14 protein-coding genes are annotated in these 15,251 nt (G+C 69.2%); 10 read left to right on the forward strand and 4 right to left on the reverse strand.

From position 1 onward, the window contains the following. Nucleotides 1-134 precede the first annotated feature (134 nt). From dnaK to murQ, 4 genes are all read left to right on the forward strand, one after another. Nucleotides 135-2,255, forward strand: coding sequence for a molecular chaperone DnaK (gene dnaK, locus KBY71_RS02495; protein WP_254927418.1), 2,121 nt, complete (start codon nt 135-137; stop codon nt 2,253-2,255). Beyond that, entirely contained in the window at nt 2,252-3,208 is a 957-nt protein-coding gene (locus KBY71_RS02500; protein WP_254927419.1) for a DnaJ domain-containing protein, read from the forward strand. Before dnaK ends, KBY71_RS02500 begins: the two co-directional genes overlap by 4 nt. Before the next feature lie 71 nt (nt 3,209-3,279). Then, the gene (locus KBY71_RS02505) at nt 3,280-3,696 is read left to right on the forward strand and encodes a DUF3110 domain-containing protein (protein ID WP_254927420.1); all 417 of its coding nucleotides are present in this window, start codon (nt 3,280-3,282) and stop codon (nt 3,694-3,696) included. Further along, nucleotides 3,693-4,652: an N-acetylmuramic acid 6-phosphate etherase gene (gene murQ, locus KBY71_RS02510; protein ID WP_254927421.1), complete on the forward strand. Its 960-nt coding sequence runs from the start codon at nt 3,693-3,695 to the stop codon at nt 4,650-4,652. The genes KBY71_RS02505 and murQ overlap by 4 nt, the downstream gene beginning before the upstream one ends. Here the strand turns inward: murQ and mtnP are convergent. After that, nucleotides 4,631-5,554 carry an S-methyl-5'-thioadenosine phosphorylase gene (gene mtnP / locus KBY71_RS02515; RefSeq protein ID WP_254927422.1) on the reverse strand — a complete coding sequence of 308 codons (924 nt, stop codon included), beginning with the start codon at nt 5,552-5,554 and terminating at the stop codon, nt 4,631-4,633. The two genes, murQ and mtnP, sit on opposite strands and share 22 nt — an antisense overlap. Before the next feature lie 127 nt (nt 5,555-5,681). Here mtnP and KBY71_RS02520 point away from each other — a divergent pair, with 127 nt between their 5' ends. Continuing rightward, nucleotides 5,682-6,122 carry a peptidylprolyl isomerase gene (locus tag KBY71_RS02520; protein ID WP_254927423.1) on the forward strand — a complete coding sequence of 147 codons (441 nt, stop codon included), beginning with the start codon at nt 5,682-5,684 and terminating at the stop codon, nt 6,120-6,122. Between the two features lie 31 nt (nt 6,123-6,153). Here KBY71_RS02520 and ribBA read toward each other — a convergent pair whose 3' ends face one another. Continuing rightward, the gene (gene ribBA, locus KBY71_RS02525; protein ID WP_261354565.1) at nt 6,154-7,824 is read right to left on the reverse strand and encodes a bifunctional 3,4-dihydroxy-2-butanone-4-phosphate synthase/GTP cyclohydrolase II; all 1,671 of its coding nucleotides are present in this window, start codon (nt 7,822-7,824) and stop codon (nt 6,154-6,156) included. Nucleotides 7,825-7,903: 79 nt separating this feature from the next. Between ribBA and argC the strand changes: the two genes are divergently transcribed. Then, on the forward strand, nt 7,904-8,968 hold the full coding sequence (gene argC / locus KBY71_RS02530) for an N-acetyl-gamma-glutamyl-phosphate reductase (protein WP_254927424.1): 1,065 nt from the start codon (nt 7,904-7,906) through the stop codon (nt 8,966-8,968). On the opposite strand, the gene purN is transcribed toward argC, so the two are convergent. Beyond that, nucleotides 8,959-9,657, reverse strand: coding sequence for a phosphoribosylglycinamide formyltransferase (purN, locus tag KBY71_RS02535; protein ID WP_396095056.1), 699 nt, complete (start codon nt 9,655-9,657; stop codon nt 8,959-8,961). The two genes, argC and purN, sit on opposite strands and share 10 nt — an antisense overlap. Nucleotides 9,658-9,663: 6 nt before the next feature. Between purN and KBY71_RS02540 the strand changes: the two genes are divergently transcribed. From KBY71_RS02540 to KBY71_RS02550, 3 genes are read left to right on the forward strand one after another with little or no spacing between them, the layout of a single operon-like run. Beyond that, nucleotides 9,664-10,008 (forward strand): DUF1257 domain-containing protein, encoded by a 345-nt coding sequence (locus KBY71_RS02540; protein ID WP_254927425.1) that lies wholly within the window; start codon nt 9,664-9,666, stop codon nt 10,006-10,008. Between the two features lie 25 nt (nt 10,009-10,033). Continuing rightward, nucleotides 10,034-11,767, forward strand: a complete 1,734-nt coding sequence (locus KBY71_RS15120; RefSeq protein WP_254927426.1) for a M61 family metallopeptidase — start codon at nt 10,034-10,036, stop codon at nt 11,765-11,767. Then, nucleotides 11,764-12,642: an N-acetylmuramoyl-L-alanine amidase gene (locus KBY71_RS02550; RefSeq protein WP_254927427.1), complete on the forward strand. Its 879-nt coding sequence runs from the start codon at nt 11,764-11,766 to the stop codon at nt 12,640-12,642. Before KBY71_RS15120 ends, KBY71_RS02550 begins: the two co-directional genes overlap by 4 nt. Nucleotides 12,643-12,648: 6 nt before the next feature. On the opposite strand, the gene KBY71_RS02555 is transcribed toward KBY71_RS02550, so the two are convergent. Next, nucleotides 12,649-13,494 (reverse strand): helicase DnaB, encoded by an 846-nt coding sequence (locus KBY71_RS02555; protein ID WP_396095057.1) that lies wholly within the window; start codon nt 13,492-13,494, stop codon nt 12,649-12,651. 148 nt (nt 13,495-13,642) lie between these two features. Here KBY71_RS02555 and KBY71_RS02560 point away from each other — a divergent pair, with 148 nt between their 5' ends. Beyond that, the gene (locus KBY71_RS02560; RefSeq protein WP_254927428.1) at nt 13,643-15,238 is read left to right on the forward strand and encodes a glucose-6-phosphate isomerase; all 1,596 of its coding nucleotides are present in this window, start codon (nt 13,643-13,645) and stop codon (nt 15,236-15,238) included. Nucleotides 15,239-15,251: the final 13 nt, after the last annotated feature.

Genomic DNA, 15,251 nt, shown 5'->3' on the forward strand with positions numbered 1-15,251 from the left:
CCTCTCCGGGGCGTTTAAGTGGTGATTAACGTCTGGAAGCCCGGTAGTTTTGGGGCTCCACAGCGCGGGGCTACGCCAGCCGGTTTCATGGGTCGACGGGTTTCCTGGCTGCGGACGTCATTGGGCGGGGACGCATGTCCCGCATAGTCGGCATCGACCTGGGTACCACCAATTCGGTGGTGGCCGTGCTGGAGGGTGGCCGTCCCCAGGTGATCGCCAGCGCCGAGGGCGGCCGCACAACGCCGTCGGTGGTGGGCTTCAGCCGCGACCAGGAGTTGCTGGTGGGCCAGTTGGCTCGTCGCCAGCTGGTGCTGAACCCCCGCAACACCTTCGCCAACCTCAAGCGCTTCGTGGGGCGGCAGTGGGATGAATTGGAAGAGGGCAGCCTGTCGGTGCCCTACACCGTGCGCGCCAACGACCAGGGCAATGTGCGGGTGGTTTGCCCGGCTACGGAGCGGGAGTATGCCCCGGAAGAGCTGGTGGCCAGCATCCTGCGCAAGCTCGTCGACGACGCGTCCACCTACCTCGGTGAAGCGGTGGAGGCGGCGGTGATCACCGTACCCGCCTATTTCAACGACGCCCAGCGCCAGGCCACCCGCGACGCGGGCCGGCTGGCGGGGATCAGTGTGGAGCGCATCCTCAACGAGCCCACGGCGGCGGCCCTGGCCTACGGCTTCGACCGCAGCACCGTGAAGCGGGTGCTGGTGTTTGACCTGGGCGGCGGCACCTTTGATGTGTCCGTGCTGCGCATTGCCCAGGGGGTTTTTGACGTCAAGGCCACCAGCGGCGACACCCAGCTGGGCGGCAACGACTGGGATCGCCGCATCGTCGATTGGCTGGCCGACGGCTTCCAGCAGGAGCATGGCCTCGACCTCCGTCGCGACCGCCAGGCCCTGCAGCGCCTCACCGAGGCGGCGGAGAAGGCCAAGATCGAGCTGAGCGGCGTGCAGAGCACCCCCATCTCCCTGCCCTTCATTGCCACCGGTCCGGAGGGTCCCCTCCACCTCGAAACCACCCTCGAGCGCCGGGTGTTCGAGGGGCTCTGCCCCGATCTCTTGGATCGGCTGCTGCGCCCGGTGCAGCGGGCCCTGCGGGATTCGGGCCTGGCGGCCGACGACATCGATGACGTGGTGCTGGTGGGGGGCTCCACCCGCATGCCGATGGTGCAGGAGATGGTGCGCACCCTGATCCCCCTGGAGCCCTGCCAATCGGTGAATCCCGATGAGGTGGTGGCGATCGGGGCGGCGGTGCAGGCCGGCATCCTCACCGGCGAGTTGCGGGATCTGATGCTCAACGACGTCACCCCCCTCTCGCTGGGTTTGGAGACGATCGGCGGCGTGATGAAGGTGCTGATCCCGCGCAACACCTCCATTCCGGTGCGCAAGAGCGACCTGTTCAGCACCTCCGAAGCCAACCAGAGCTCCGTGGAGATCCATGTGCTGCAGGGGGAGCGGCAGATGGCGGCCGACAACAAGAGCCTGGGGCGTTTTCGCCTCTCTGGAATCCCGCCGGCTCCCCGCGGGGTGCCCCAGGTGCAGGTGTCCTTCGACATCGATGCCAACGGCTTGCTGCAGGTGTCGGCCACCGACCGCACCACCGGGCGGCAGCAGAGCGTCAGCATCCAGGGCGGCTCCAACCTCAGCGAGGAGGAGATCGCCAAGTTGATCGAGGAGGCGGAGCAGAAGGCCAGCGAAGACCGCCGCAAGCGCTCCGAGATTGACCGCCGCAACCGGGCCCAGACCCTGGTGGCCCAGGCCGAGCGTCGCCTGCGCGATGCGGCCCTGGAGCTGGGGCCCTATGGCGCCGAGCGCCAGCAGCGCTCGGTGGAGATGGCCCTGCGCGATGTGCAGGATCTCCTGGCCGCCGACGACCTGGTGGAGCTGGAGTTGGCCGTGAGCCAGCTGCAGGAGGCCCTGTTCGGCCTCAACCGGCGGCTGCTGAGTGAGCGCAAGGCGGAGCAGGGCCCGCTGCAGGGTCTGAAGAACACCCTGGGCTCCCTCAAGGATGAGCTGTTTGCCGACGACGACTGGGATGACTGGAACCGCCCCGGCAGCGACCCCTGGGCCTCACCCCCCCCGCGCTACGACCGGGAGCCCGCCTATCGGGAACCCGCCTACCGCGAGCCCTCTTATCGCGAACCTGCCTATCGCGACTCCCCTTATCGCGACTCCCCCTATCGTGATCCAGAGCCGGCCCTGCCGCAGCGACGTCCCCGTGTGGATGACGACCCCTGGGGGGATGGGGCCTACCGGTGACGCGTAGCCCTGCTGCCCCGCCCGACTACTGGTCGGTGCTGGGCCTCGAGCCCGGTGCCGATGCCAGCAGCCTCAAACGGGCGTTCCGCGGCCAGGCCCGGCGCTGGCATCCCGACCTCAACGGCAACGACCCCCTGGCCGAGGAGCGGTTCAAGCTGGTGAACGAGGCCTACGCGGTGCTCTCGGATCCGCGGCGGCGCCAGGCCTGGGAGGCGGGTGGAGCCGGTTCGGGGACCGCTGCTTCCGAGCCCCAGGATCCCTTTGCCACGGGCTTTCCAGACTTCGAGGATTACCTCGACGCCCTCTTGGGGGATCGCCGCCGCCCGCGCCGCGCCGCCGCCGCCGACGGGTTCGAGGCCGAGCGCGATCCTGTGCCTCCCGACGAGCCCCAACCGCCGCGGCAGGCTTCGGGTTCGGTGACCGCTTCCCCGCCGCCACCGCCGCCGGTGCAGGCCTCCAGCGACCAGGAGAGCCTGGTGGAGCTCACCCCCGAGCAGGCGCTGCAGGGGGAGCGGGTGGAGTTGGAGTTGGCCGATGGCACGGCGGTGGAGGTGTGGACCCCGCCGCTAGCTGGCGACGGTTGGCGCCTCCGGCTCGCCGGCGTGACCCCCGGGGGTGGCGACCATTTCCTCCAGTTGCGCGTGCGAACGGAGGAGGGGCTGCGCATTGATGGTCTACGGGTGCTCTATCCGCTCGAACTCACCCCCGCCGAGGCGGCCTTGGGCTGCCAGGTGGTGGTGCCGACCCTGCGGGGCGCAGTGAAGCTGCGGGTGCCGCCGGGCTCCTCCAGTGGCCGTCTCCTGCGGCTGCGGGGTCGGGGCCAGGAGTGGGGCGAGCTGCGCGGCGACCAGTTGGTGGAGGTGCGGATCGTGGTGCCCGAGCAGCTCGACGAGGCCGAGGCCGCCCTGTATCGCCGCCTTCAGGAGCTGGCCAACGATCCCGACCGCCCGTAAGCCCGACCGCCCGTAACCCCGCGGGCCTGCACCGGTGACACACTGAGTGGCCCCGCCCTTTGCCGCGATCCATGCCGGTGCATGTGCTGCTCTTTGATGCCGGAAGCGACCAGGAAGGCATCCATTCGCTGGAGCTCAATGGCCGCACCGTGGTGCTCCTGTTTGAGGATCGCGATGACGCGGAGCGCTACGCCGGCCTGCTGGAGGCCCAGGACTTCCCCGTGCCGACCGTCGAACCCCTCGACCGCGAGGAGATGGAACTCTTCTGCAGCCAGGCGGGTTACGAGGCCCGCTTCGTGCCCGCCGGCTTCCTGCCCCAGAGCGCCGAAGATCGGCTGTTGATTGCCCCGCCTGAACGCAACATGGATGTGGCCAACTGGCAGGAGCAGCAGGCCGCCGAGGCCGCAGCGGCGGGCCAGGCCGAGCCGATCAGCTCCGGGGATCCCAGCCTGGAGGCCTTTCGTCGCCAGTTGGAGGGCCTGCTGTGAGTGGCTCCCTGCCGGGCGCCGACCGCGGCCACCTGCTCACCGAACAGGCCAATCCCCTCAGCGAGCGGCTCGACCAGCTGCCCACTGACCAGCTGGTGGCCCTGTTCTGTGCCAACGACCTGGAGCCCCAACGGGCCCTGGAGCGGGCCGCCCCAGCCCTGGCCGCTGCCGTGGATGCCATTGCGGCACGGCTGGGTGCGGGCGGGCGCCTCTTCTATCTCGGAGCCGGCACCTCCGGGCGCCTCGGGGTGCTGGATGCGGCGGAATGCCCGCCCACCTTCTGCACCCCACCGGAGCTGGTGCAGGGCGTGCTGGCGGGCGGAGCCCCGGCCCTGCTGCGCAGTTCCGAGGGCCTGGAGGATCTGGCTGATGCCGGCCAACGGGATCTCGAGGAGCGGGGCTTTGGCCCCGGGGATTGCCTGGTGGGCATCGCCGCCGGCGGCACCACCCCCTATGTGCTGGGCGGCCTGCAGCATGCGCGCTCCATTGGCGCCCTGGCCATTGCCCTGGCCTGCGTGTCCGCAGACCAGGTGCCGATGCCCTGCGACATCGACATCCGCCTGCTCACGGGCCCGGAGCTGGTGGCCGGCTCCACCCGGCTCAAGGCCGGCACGGCCACCAAGATGGCCCTCAACCTGCTCTCCACCGGCGTGATGGTGCGCCTGGGCAAGGTGCACGGCAACCGCATGGTGGATGTGGCCGTCACCAACACCAAGCTCGAAGATCGGGCCCTGCGGATCCTGCGCGACCTGGCTGGCGTGAGCCGCGAGCGGGGCCGTGAGCTGCTGCAGCAGAGCGGCGGTTCGGTGAAGTTGGCCCTGTTGATGGCCGCCTCAGGCATGGAGCTGGACGCGGCCCGTGCCCATCTCGCCCGCCATGGTCCCCGGCTGCGGGTGGCCCTGGAGGCCTGTGGCGCCGAGCTCACCGGGCTGGTTCAGCCGCAGGGCCCCCAGTAGGGCGCCGTGAACAGGTCGACCTTGCGACGGGTGGCCGCGGGCACCTGATCCTTGGGTGTCATCAGGGCATGGCGCAGGGCGTGGTGGGCGCTGCTGGTGGGGCGCTGGGCGGCCACCCGCTCCGCCGCCACCCGCACGATCTGCTTGGCGAGGTCGGCGTTGGCATGGAGGTTGGCGATCACCATCTCCACCGTCACCGAGGCATGTTCCTGGTGCCAGCAGTCGTAGTCGGTCACCATCGCCAGGGTGGCGTAGGCGATTTCCGCTTCCCGGGCCAGCCGCGCTTCGGTGTGGTTGGTCATGCCGATCACGCTGCAGCCCCAGGAGCGGTAGAGCTCCGATTCCGCCCGCGTCGAGAAGGCCGGCCCCTCCATGCAGAGGTAGGTGCCGCCGCGGTGCAGCTGGCGCCCTGCGGGCATCAGGCTTTCGCCCACGTCGGCCAACAGCCGGCTCAGGGCCGGACAGAAGGGATCGCCAAAGGTCACGTGGGCCACCAGCCCCTCCCCAAACAGGGTCAGGGGCCGCTGGTGGGTGCGGTCGATGAACTGATCAGGCACCACCATGTCGAGGGGCCGGCACTGCTCCTGCAGGGATCCCACCGCCGAGAGGGAGAGGATCCAGCGCACGCCCAGGGAGCGCAGGGCCCAGAGGTTGGCCCGGTAGGGCACTTCCGTGGGTGTGTGGCTGTGATGGCGGCCGTGGCGGGCCAGGAACACCACCTCCAGGTCGCCGATGCGTCCCAGCCGCAGGCTGTCGGAGGGTGCGCCGTAGGGCGTGTCGATGGTCAGCTCCTGCACGTCCTCCAGGCCCTCCATGGCGTACAGGCCGCTGCCCCCCAGGATTCCCAGCCGGGCCCGGCTCAGATCGATGCCGGGGGCGGAGTCGGGGGTGGAGCTGCTCATCGGCGAGGGGGCTGGCGACGGGGCGTTGGGAGGGTGGATCCGGCTGGATCGGACCCCATTCTCAACATGCGACTTCAGCCGCAGCCCCCCGCCAACCCCATACAGTCGCCTTTTATCCCCTGTGCCCGTGACCAAAGCCCTGATGGAGACCGATGCCGGCACCATCGAACTCGAGCTGTTCGAGGCCGATGCGCCCAACACCGTGGCCAACTTCACCAAGCTCGCCAAGGAGGGCTTCTATGACGGCCTGGCCTTCCATCGCGTGATCCCGGGCTTCATGGCCCAGGGCGGCTGCCCCAACAGCCGTGAAGGCTCCCGTGGCATGGCCGGCACCGGTGGCCCCGGTTACCAGATCGACTGCGAAATCAACCGCCAGAAGCACCAGGCGGGCACCCTGGCCATGGCCCACGCCGGCAAGAACACCGGGGGCTCGCAGTTCTACATCTGCCACGAGGCCCAGCCCCACCTCGATGGGGTCCACACCGTGTTCGGACTCACCGGCAACATGGACGTGGTGCAAGCCCTCAAGAACGGCAGCCGCATCACCAAGGTCACCATCGTCGCCTGAGTGAGCGCCGCCCCTGTGAGCGCCGCCTGAGTCAGCGCCAGACCAGAAAGGCTCCGGGTTGCAGGGTCAACAGGCTCGTCAACCCGGCTTCCTGGACCGCCCCCAGCTCGGCGAGGGGGCGCTGTTCCGGCTCCAGGTTGGCGCTGGGGTGGCTGCTGCGCTGGGTGTCCGGTGCCAACAGCAAGCTCAAGCGGCTGGTCTGGGGCCAGCCGGCCATCAGGGCCAGGGCCGCCCCCACGGCCCCCACGCCTCCGCTGGCCTGATCAAGGCCCCCGAGCACCACGGCGAGCTGGGGTTGGTTGAGCAGGGCCAGCAGGCGGGGATGGTCCTCCCGTTCCACCTGCAGGCCCTGGCCGGTGGCCCAGCTGCCGAGGTGATCCAGCTCGTCTCCAGCCGGCGTGCCGTGCCAGGCCAGCACCGCTGTCGGTCCGCCGATCGGGCAGGACGGCCCATCCCCCATCAGGTGGCCGAGCTTGATGCGTTTGGTCTGCAGGTAGGCGGCGTTGTGGCTGCCGGCATCCATCACCAGCGGCACCCGGTCTTCCACCTGGAGCCCGTAGCCCCCCAGGCCGGCGATCTTGCGCGGGTTGTTGGTGATCAGCCGCAGCCGTTGCACGCCCAGGTCGCTCAGGATCTGGGCCCCCACGCCGTAGTTACGCAGGTCGGCGGCAAAGCCGAGGCGCTCATTGGCCTCCACCGTGTCGAGGCCCGTGTCCTGGAGGGAATAGGCCTTGAGTTTGTTGATCAGGCCGATGCCGCGGCCCTCCTGGCGCAGATACACCACCACCCCTTCCCCGGCCGCTTCGATCATGCGCAGGGCCGCCTCCAGCTGGGGGCGGCAGTCGCAGCGCAGGGAACCGAAGGCATCGCCGGTGAGGCACTCGCTGTGCACCCGCACCAGCAGCGGCGCGCTGGCCCGATCCAGCTGGCCCTTGACGATGGCGACGTGCTCGCTGCCATCGAGCTCGTTGCGGTAGCCGATGGCGCGGAAGTCCCCGAAGGCGCTGGGCAGGCTGGCCTCCGCCTGGCGGCGCACGAAGCGCTCCGTGTCGAGGCGATAGCGGATCAGATCGGCGATGTTGATCAGCCGTAGTCCGTGACGCTGGGCGTAGGCCGCGAGCTGGGGCAGCCGGGCCATCGACCCATCGCTGTTCTGGATCTCGCAGATCACGCCGGCGGGATAGAGGCCAGCCAGGCGGGCCAGGTCAACGGCGGCCTCCGTGTGGCCCGCCCGCTTCAGCACCCCGCCCTGCCGGGCCCGCAGCGGAAAAATGTGGCCGGGCCGGCGCAGATCGGCCGGGCGGCTGGCCGGGTGAATGGCCACCTGGATGGTGCGGGCCCGGTCCTCGGCGGAGATGCCGGTGCTCACGCCGTTTTCGGGGCCCGCATCCACGCTCACCGTGAAGGCGGTCTGGTTGCTGTCGGTGTTGCGATCCACCATCAGTGGCAGATCCAGGGCATCCAGCCGCTCACCCTCCATCGCCAGGCAGATCAGGCCGCGGGCCTCGATGGCCATGAAGTTGATCTGCTCGGGCGTGGCGAACTGGGCCGCGCAGATCAGATCGCCCTCATTTTCCCGGTTCTCGTCGTCGACCACCACAATCGACTCGCCGTTGCGGATCGCCGCCAGGGCGTCGGCAATCGAATCAAACCGGATGCCGGGCTCCTGGGAGGGGAGGGGCTGGTCGCGCAGGAGGGTCAACGGGGTGCGGGTGGGCCGTTGGGCCCGGGCGCAATCATCCTTTATAAAGCCCGAGTCGTTCGGCTTCCGGACTCCTGCCATGGCCAACAAGCGCGTTGCGGTGATCGGGGCCAGTGGCTATGGCGGTCTGCAGACCCTGCGGCTGCTGCACCAGCACCCGGCCCTGGAGGTTTCCTTCCTGGGGGGGGAGCGCAGCAGCGGCAAGCGCTGGAGCGAGCTGGTGCCGTTTCTGCCGCTCGCCGGCGATCCGGTGGTGCAGACGCCGGACCCCGATGCCATCGCGGAGAAGGCCGATTTCGCGGTGCTGAGCCTGCCCAACGGCCTGGCAGCCCAGCTGGTGCCGCCGCTGCTGGAGCGGGGAGTGCGGGTGGTGGACCTCTCCGCCGATTACCGCTACAGCTCCCTGCCCCAGTGGCAGGAGGTGTATGCCGCTGAGGCCCGCCAGGTGCCCCGCAGCGATGGCGACCTCTGCGCCGAGGCCGTGTATGGCCTGCCGGAATGGGAGGCGGAGGCGATTCGACGGGCACGCCTGGTGGCCGCCCCGGGGTGTTTCCCCACGGCCTCCCTGCTGGGCCTGTTGCCGTTCCTCAAGCAGGGGCTGATCGACACCAGCGGCATCGTCATTGACGCCAAGACCGGCACGTCCGGCGGGGGCCGGGCTGCCAAGGAGCACCTGCTGTTGGCCGAATGTTCCGAGGCGGTGGCGCCCTACGGCGTGGTGGGGCACCGCCACACCAGTGAAATCGAGCAGATGGCCGGCCGGGTGGCCGGGCGGGAGATCCAGCTGCAATTCACACCCCATCTGATCCCGATGGTGCGGGGCCTGCTCGCCACGGTGTACTGCCGGCTGCGGGACCCGGGCCTCACGGCGGAAGACTGCGCCACCCTGCTGGCGTCGGCCTACCGCCAGGCTCCCTGCGTCGAGGTGCTGCCCGTGGGCACCTACCCCTCCACCAAATGGGTGCGCCAGACCAACCGGGCCCTGCTCTCAGTGCAGGTCGATGCCCGCACCGGTCAGTTGATCGTCATGGGTGCCATCGACAACCTGGTTAAGGGTCAGGCGGGCCAGGGGGTCCAGTGCCTCAACCTGATGGCGGGCCTGGAACCCACGGCGGGTCTGCCGCTGCTGCCCTTCTATCCCTGAACGGCCAGGCGCTGGGCGGTGAGGGCTACCGCCAGGGGCAGGATCCGGTGTTCCTGCCGCCGGATGCGGGCACTCAGGCTGGCGTGGTCGTCGTCGGAGAGCACGGGCACGGCCGCCTGCACCAGGATGCGGCCCGCATCCACCTCCTCGCACACCAGGTGGGCGGTGCAGCCCGTCAAGGTGACTCCCGCCGCCAGGGCCTGGCCCACCGCATCAAGCCCCCGGAAGCTGGGCAGCAGGGAGGGGTGAATGTTCACCAGCCGCTCCGCAAAGGCCCCGATCAGGGTGGGGGTGACGACCCGCATCCAGCCGGCCATCACCACCAGATCCACAGCGGCGCCGCGGAAGGCCGTCACCAGGGCCGTATCCAGCTGCTCCCGGCTGGGCTGGGTCCGGTGGTCGTGCACCTGGCAGGGCACGCCCAGCCGTTCCGCCCGCTGCTGGGCCCCACAGCCGGGATTGTTCACCACCAGCAGCGCCACCTCGGCGCGGAGGGCGCCGCCCCGGCAGGCCTGCACCAGCGCCTCGAAGTTGCTGCCCGATCCGGAGGCCATCACCCCCAGCCGCAGCGGTTGGTGGGCGGGTTGGCCCTCCACTGGACAAGGCCGGTCCTGCAGCCAATCCCCATCCGGTGGCCATGGCCACTGGACGGAGGGCTCCTGATCGCTAGGGTCTGAAAAAGCGGGCATTGCGCCGTGTCCCACCTCTCCATCCTGCCAACCGTGCTGCGTGATGCCGAGGGGCTCGCGGCCAGCCTCAACGCCATGGGGCAGTCCCCCATCTGGGGGGGCCAGCTCGAGGGCTTTGCCGGCGAGTCCCAACCGGTGGTGCTCCAGGTTGCCCTCGCCGGCGGCGAACGCCTGGGCTGGATGCGCCATGCCGATGGCTCCCTGGCGCTGGTGGGAGATCTGCAGCGGCTCAGCCGCTCCCAGACCCTGCAACGGTTGTTGGGGCGGATCACCAAGCGCTATGCGGCGGAAATGGCCCTGCGCCAGGCCTCCAGCCGTTTTCCAGGGGCCCAGGTGAGCGTGGTGGTCTGACGCCTCTCCGTGCCGGAACGAGCCCGTGCCTGCGTTTCACCTTGACCTCACGGCCTGCCACCAGCACCTGGTGCGGGTGCGCCTCAGCCACACCCCAACGCGCCCCAGCCTGGGCTTCACCCTGCCGGGCTGGACGCCGGGCTCCTATCTGATCCGCGATTACGTCCGGCAGCTCGAGGGGCTCACGGTGGTGCAGGCGGGCCAGAGCCTGGAGCCCCGTCGTCTCACCCCGAGCCGCTGGCAGCTGGAGCTGCCCACGCTCGAGCCGCTGGAGATCAGCTACACCCTGCTGGCGGCCGACCTCACCGTGCGCACCTGCCATCTCAACGGTGACCATGGCTTCCTGGCCCTGGCGGCGGTGCTGCTGGAGCTCGATGGGGAGCGCTGGTCCCCCCACGCGCTCCAGCTCAACCTGCCCCCTGACTGGCAGGCCTTTGTGCCCCTGCCGCCCCCAGACCGGGCTGGCTCCGAGGGCTGGGTGGCGGCCACCTTCGACCAGCTGGTGGACACGCCGATTGAGGTCGGCCCCCACCGCAGCCACCCCTTCCAGGTGGCCGGCGTGCCCCACCGCTGGGTCACCTGGGGCGCCGATCTGGCTGGTGTCGATCCGCTGGAGAGCGATCCGCTCTGGCTGACCGACCTGGAACAGGTGTGCCTGGCCTGTTGCCGGTTGATGGGGGTGGAGCGGCCTGCGGCTCCCCACTACCTGTTTGTTCTGCACCTCACCGACAGTGGCTACGGGGGCCTGGAACACGACCTCAGCACCGTGCTGCAGTTCGGTCGCCGGGCCCTGGCCCGGCCCGCGGGTCGCCGCAAGTTGCTGCAACTCGCGGCCCATGAATACCTCCACCAGTGGAACGTCCGCCGGCTGCGGCCCGCCGAACTCACCCCCTACCGCTACGACCAGGCGGTGGTGGTGCCCACCCTTTGGTTTGCCGAGGGCATCACGAGCTATGTCGACCAGCTCCTGCCCCACAGCGCTGGCTGCTGCACGGAGGCGGAGGTGCTGGAGGACCTTGGCGCCGACCTGAGCCGTTATCTGCTCAGCCCGGGGCGGCAGGTGCAGAGCCTGCGGGCCAGCAGCGAGGAGGCCTGGGTGAAGCTGTACCAGCCCGATGCCCACTCCCCCAACAGCCAGATCAGCTACTACCTCAAGGGGGCGGTGCTGGCGCTGGTTCTGGATCTGCATCTCCGCCGTGCCGGCAGCGGCCTGCCCCGGGTGTTGCGGGAGCTCTGGGCCAGCCATGGTGCCGTGGGTCGGGGCTACCGGGAGGCCGACCTGATCGAGGCGTTCGCACGTCAGGCCCCGGATCTGGCTGAGCGGTTGCCCCGCTGGCTGGACTCCTGTGAGGACCCTCCTCTGCAGGCCTGTCTGGCCGACGTGGGCCTTCGCCTTCAGCCCAAGTTGGGACGGAGTCAGCACCTGGGCTGCCGCCTGGAGGCCGGCGCCGATGGGGTGACACTGGCGCGGGTGGCCCGGGAGGGGCCTGCCGTGCGGGCGGGCCTGGCGGTGGGCGATGAATGGATTGCCCTCAACGGCGTGCGGCTGCGCGGCGTTGACGATTGCATGGAGCTGTTTCAGCCGGAGGCCCCCCTGACTGCCCACCAGCTGCTGTTCTGCCGGGATGGACTGGTGCGTTCCACCACCCTCCTGCCCGAGCCGCCGTCGGTGGAGAGCTGGCGTCTGGAGATCGTGCCCGAAACCGCCGTGGCCACCGCCCCCCAGCGCCGCCGCTGGCTCACGCTGGAGGCACCATGAGCACCGCCCCCCAACCCTGGTGGATTGCCTGCGCCGCTGGCGGGATGCTGGCCCTGGGGGCGGTGGGATGGCTGGCGCGGGAGCTTTCGGCCGAACCCTCGGCCGGCCATCTGCGCCCCTCTCTGTTCGAGCTGCTCGAGGAGGTGCGGCAGCCACCGGCCGCCCCGGAGCCCGGTCGGCGCGCTGCGCCGGGTCCGCCCTCCCAGCGCAGCTGGCAATCTCCCCTGCGGGCGAGTTGCACCATCACCGATCCGGGCCAGCGCCAGAGGCTGCAGCGCCTGGTTGGCCAGGTGCAGACCTCCCCAGCCCGGGTGCAGATCCACCCCACCAACTTCGGGGAGCGCTTTACCCGCGATGCCTATGGCAATCCGATCGATCCCACCCCCCAGCTGGTGGTGCTGCACGAGACGGTGTACGGCATCGGCTCCGCCATCAACACCTTTCTCACCCCCCATCCCCGGGATGACGATCAGGTGAGTTATCACACCTTGATCGGTGGCGATGGCTCCGTGGTGCAGGTGCTTGATCCCGCCAAGCGGGCCTTCGGTGCGGGCAATTCGGCTTTCAACGGCCGCTGGGTGGTGACGAATGCCAAGGTGGGCGGCTCGGTGAACAATTTCGCCCTCCACGTCAGCCTCGAGACTCCCCTGGATGGGGAAGACGAAGGCCCTGCCCACAGCGGCTATTCCCCAGCCCAGTACGACGCTCTGGCGGCCCTGCTCGCCGGCTGGATGGAGACCTACTCCATCCCGGCCGAGCACATCACCACGCACCGGGCGGTGGATCTGGGTGGCGAGCGGGCCGACCCGCGCAGTTTTCAGTGGTCGGCCCTGCAGCAGCGCCTCCAGAATCTCGGCGCGCTCTGCCGGCGCTGAGCGCGGTCAGATCAGGGGGCTGGGTGCCTGCTTGCGCTTGGAGTAGAGCAGGGCATGGAGCTCCGGGTCCTGCATGGTGCGCAGAATCCGTCGGGGGTAATCCAGCTTGCCGTTGTGGAGATAGGCCAGGGTGGCGAGGGCCTTGGCATCCCGTTGACTGACGCTCGCCTGCAGCGGACGGGAGGGCAAGTTCAGTTCCCGACTCAGTCGGGCGAATTTCCCGACCAGCAACACCACGTTGCGCTCGGGATCCAGCAGCTGTTCGCGAGCCTGGGTGATCTCCTGGTCTGAGGCCTTGGGCCTGAGCAGGCCTTGGTGCACCATCTCGCCAAGGCCCAGCTGGGCGGGGCCATGGGTGCTGAACAGGCCCGAGTGGGCCGCCAGGGGGAGGTCTTCACCCGGTTTGGCGTGGCGCATCTCATCGAAGAGCACCGCCGCCACCAGCAAAGGGTTCACCCCCTGGCGCTGGCTCTCAGCCAGGATCAAGGGCCGAAGGTCCGAGATCCGGCCCAGGGTGTGGTTCCGCAGGGGCTCCAGCTGGTCAATGCCGTGGGTGAACAGCTGGGCCAGCCGGGGTTGGGGGCCGTGGACGCCAAAGCGGCGTTGCAGTTCCTGAAGCTCCGAGGCGGAAAACTGCAGAGGGTCATTCGAGCTGCGCTCGCGCGCAGGGGCGCTGATACTGGCGCTCAGACCCGGATCCAGGAGCAGAGGGTCGCTCGAGACGGCCGTGAAGCGTCCCGTGCCCAACGGCACGGTGGCGAGTAGCGCCAGGGCCAGGGTGCTGAAACGCCTCTGCCCCAGTAGGCGCTTGCCGGTGGCAAGCCAGCGCCGATGGCTGGGGCGGGACGTCACAAAACCTTCATGAATCGACTACGAGCTTAAAGAAATTTCCTGGTTTGTCGCTGCATCACAGATCGGTCCGCCGGCCGGCCCAAGGGCTGGTGCTGTTTTCGGGTCAGGCCTAAGTTCTGGAGGCGTGAGTGGCCAGAGCCGCGAGCCCATGCTTGCCAATTTCGATGGCTCCAGTGCCGAAACCCAGTGGCAGCGCTTCTGTGAGCTGCTCTGGTACGAGGGCGATCTGGGCATTTGGCTCGATGTGAGTCGCATGGCGATCGGCCAGGCCGATCTGGAAGCCCTTGCTCCCCGCTTCGACCAGGCCTTTGCAGCCATGGCTGCCCTGGAAGCGGGAGCCATCGCCAACCCTGATGAACAGCGCCAGGTGGGGCACTACTGGCTGCGGACGCCAGACCTGGCTCCGGATCCCACCATCACCGCCCATATCTCCGGGGAGGTGGACCGGATCGAAGCCTTTGGCCGGTCCGTGCTCGATGGCAGCTTGCGGGCTCCCAATGGGGAGGCCTTCACCGATGTGCTCTGGATCGGCATCGGCGGTTCCGGGTTGGGCCCCCTGCTGATGGTCCGTGCCCTGCAGGACGAAGGGGTGGGGCTGCCCTTCCACTTCTTCGACAACGTCGATCCCAACGGCATGAGCCGCACCCTGGCGGCCCTGGACGGCCGCCTCAGCACCACATTGGTGGTGGTGGTGAGCAAGTCCGGTGGGACGCCCGAGCCCCACATCGGCATGGAGCAGGCCCAAGCCCGGCTCGAGGCGCGCGGTGGCCAGTGGGCCGGTCAGGCCGTCGCCGTCACCATGCTCGGCAGCAAATTGGATCAGCTGGCCGTTGCGGGCAACTGGCTCCGCCGCTTTGACATGTTCGATTGGGTGGGAGGGCGCACCAGCATCACCAGTGCGGTGGGCCTGCTTCCCGGGGCCCTGATCGGTGCCGATATCCGCGGCTTTCTCGCCGGTGCCTCCCAGATGGATGGGGTGACCCGGGTTGCTGACCTGCGCCAGAACCCTGCGGCCCTGATGGCGGCGTCCTGGTACGTGGCCGGTCATGGCCAGGGCCAGCGCGACATGGTCGTCCTCCCCTATCGCGATCGGCTGGAGGTGTTCAGCCGCTATCTCCAGCAACTGGTGATGGAGAGCCTGGGCAAGAAGCACGACCGCAGCGGCGGTGTGGTGCACCAGGGCATCGCCGTGTACGGCAACAAGGGATCCACCGACCAGCACGCCTACGTGCAGCAGTTGCGCGATGGTGTTGACAACTTCTTTGTCACCTTTGTGGAGGCCCTGGAGGAGCCCAGTGACATCCCCCCCATCGGCGATGAAATTCCCGGTGATTTTCTCGACGGTTTCCTGCAGGGCACCCGTTCGGCCCTGATGGAAGGGGGACGGCAGAGCCTCTCAATCACGCTTCGCCGCTTCGATGCCACGGCCCTCGGGGCCCTGATCGCCTTGTTCGAGCGCGCCGTTGGGCTCTACGCCGAACTCGTCAACGTCAACGCCTACGACCAACCCGGGGTGGAAGCCGGCAAGAAAGCGGCGGCCCAGATCCTGGCGCTGCAGGAGCAATTGGAAACCCTGCTCAGCGATGGCCAGTCCCGCAGCCTGCAGGACCTGCAGCAGGCCCTAGGCGCCAGCAGCCCGGAGGCCCTCTTCTGGATCCTGCGCCATCTCTGCGCCAACCCCCGCGGCTACCAGGCCAGTGGAGATTGGGGCCAGCCGGCGGCGATGCGGTTCGTCAAGGTCTGAGTTCTCCGTTGCC

This window comes from Cyanobium sp. T1B-Tous (assembly GCF_024345475.1).
GTDB lineage: Bacteria > Cyanobacteriota > Cyanobacteriia > PCC-6307 > Cyanobiaceae > Cyanobium_A.

Excerpts from the sequence above, each read along its gene's own strand:
- dnaK (WP_254927418.1), top strand. The coding sequence starts at position 135 with ATGTCCCGCATAGTCGGCATCGACCTGGGTACCACCAATTCGGTGGTG.
- KBY71_RS02505 (WP_254927420.1), top strand. The coding sequence starts at position 3,280 with ATGCCGGTGCATGTGCTGCTCTTTGATGCCGGAAGCGACCAGGAAGGC.
- mtnP (WP_254927422.1), bottom strand. The coding sequence starts at position 5,554 with ATGAGCAGCTCCACCCCCGACTCCGCCCCCGGCATCGATCTGAGCCGG.
- argC (WP_254927424.1), top strand. The coding sequence starts at position 7,904 with ATGGCCAACAAGCGCGTTGCGGTGATCGGGGCCAGTGGCTATGGCGGT.
- purN (WP_396095056.1), bottom strand. The coding sequence starts at position 9,657 with ATGCCCGCTTTTTCAGACCCTAGCGATCAGGAGCCCTCCGTCCAGTGG.
- KBY71_RS02550 (WP_254927427.1), top strand. The coding sequence starts at position 11,764 with ATGAGCACCGCCCCCCAACCCTGGTGGATTGCCTGCGCCGCTGGCGGG.
- KBY71_RS02560 (WP_254927428.1), top strand. The coding sequence starts at position 13,643 with ATGCTTGCCAATTTCGATGGCTCCAGTGCCGAAACCCAGTGGCAGCGC.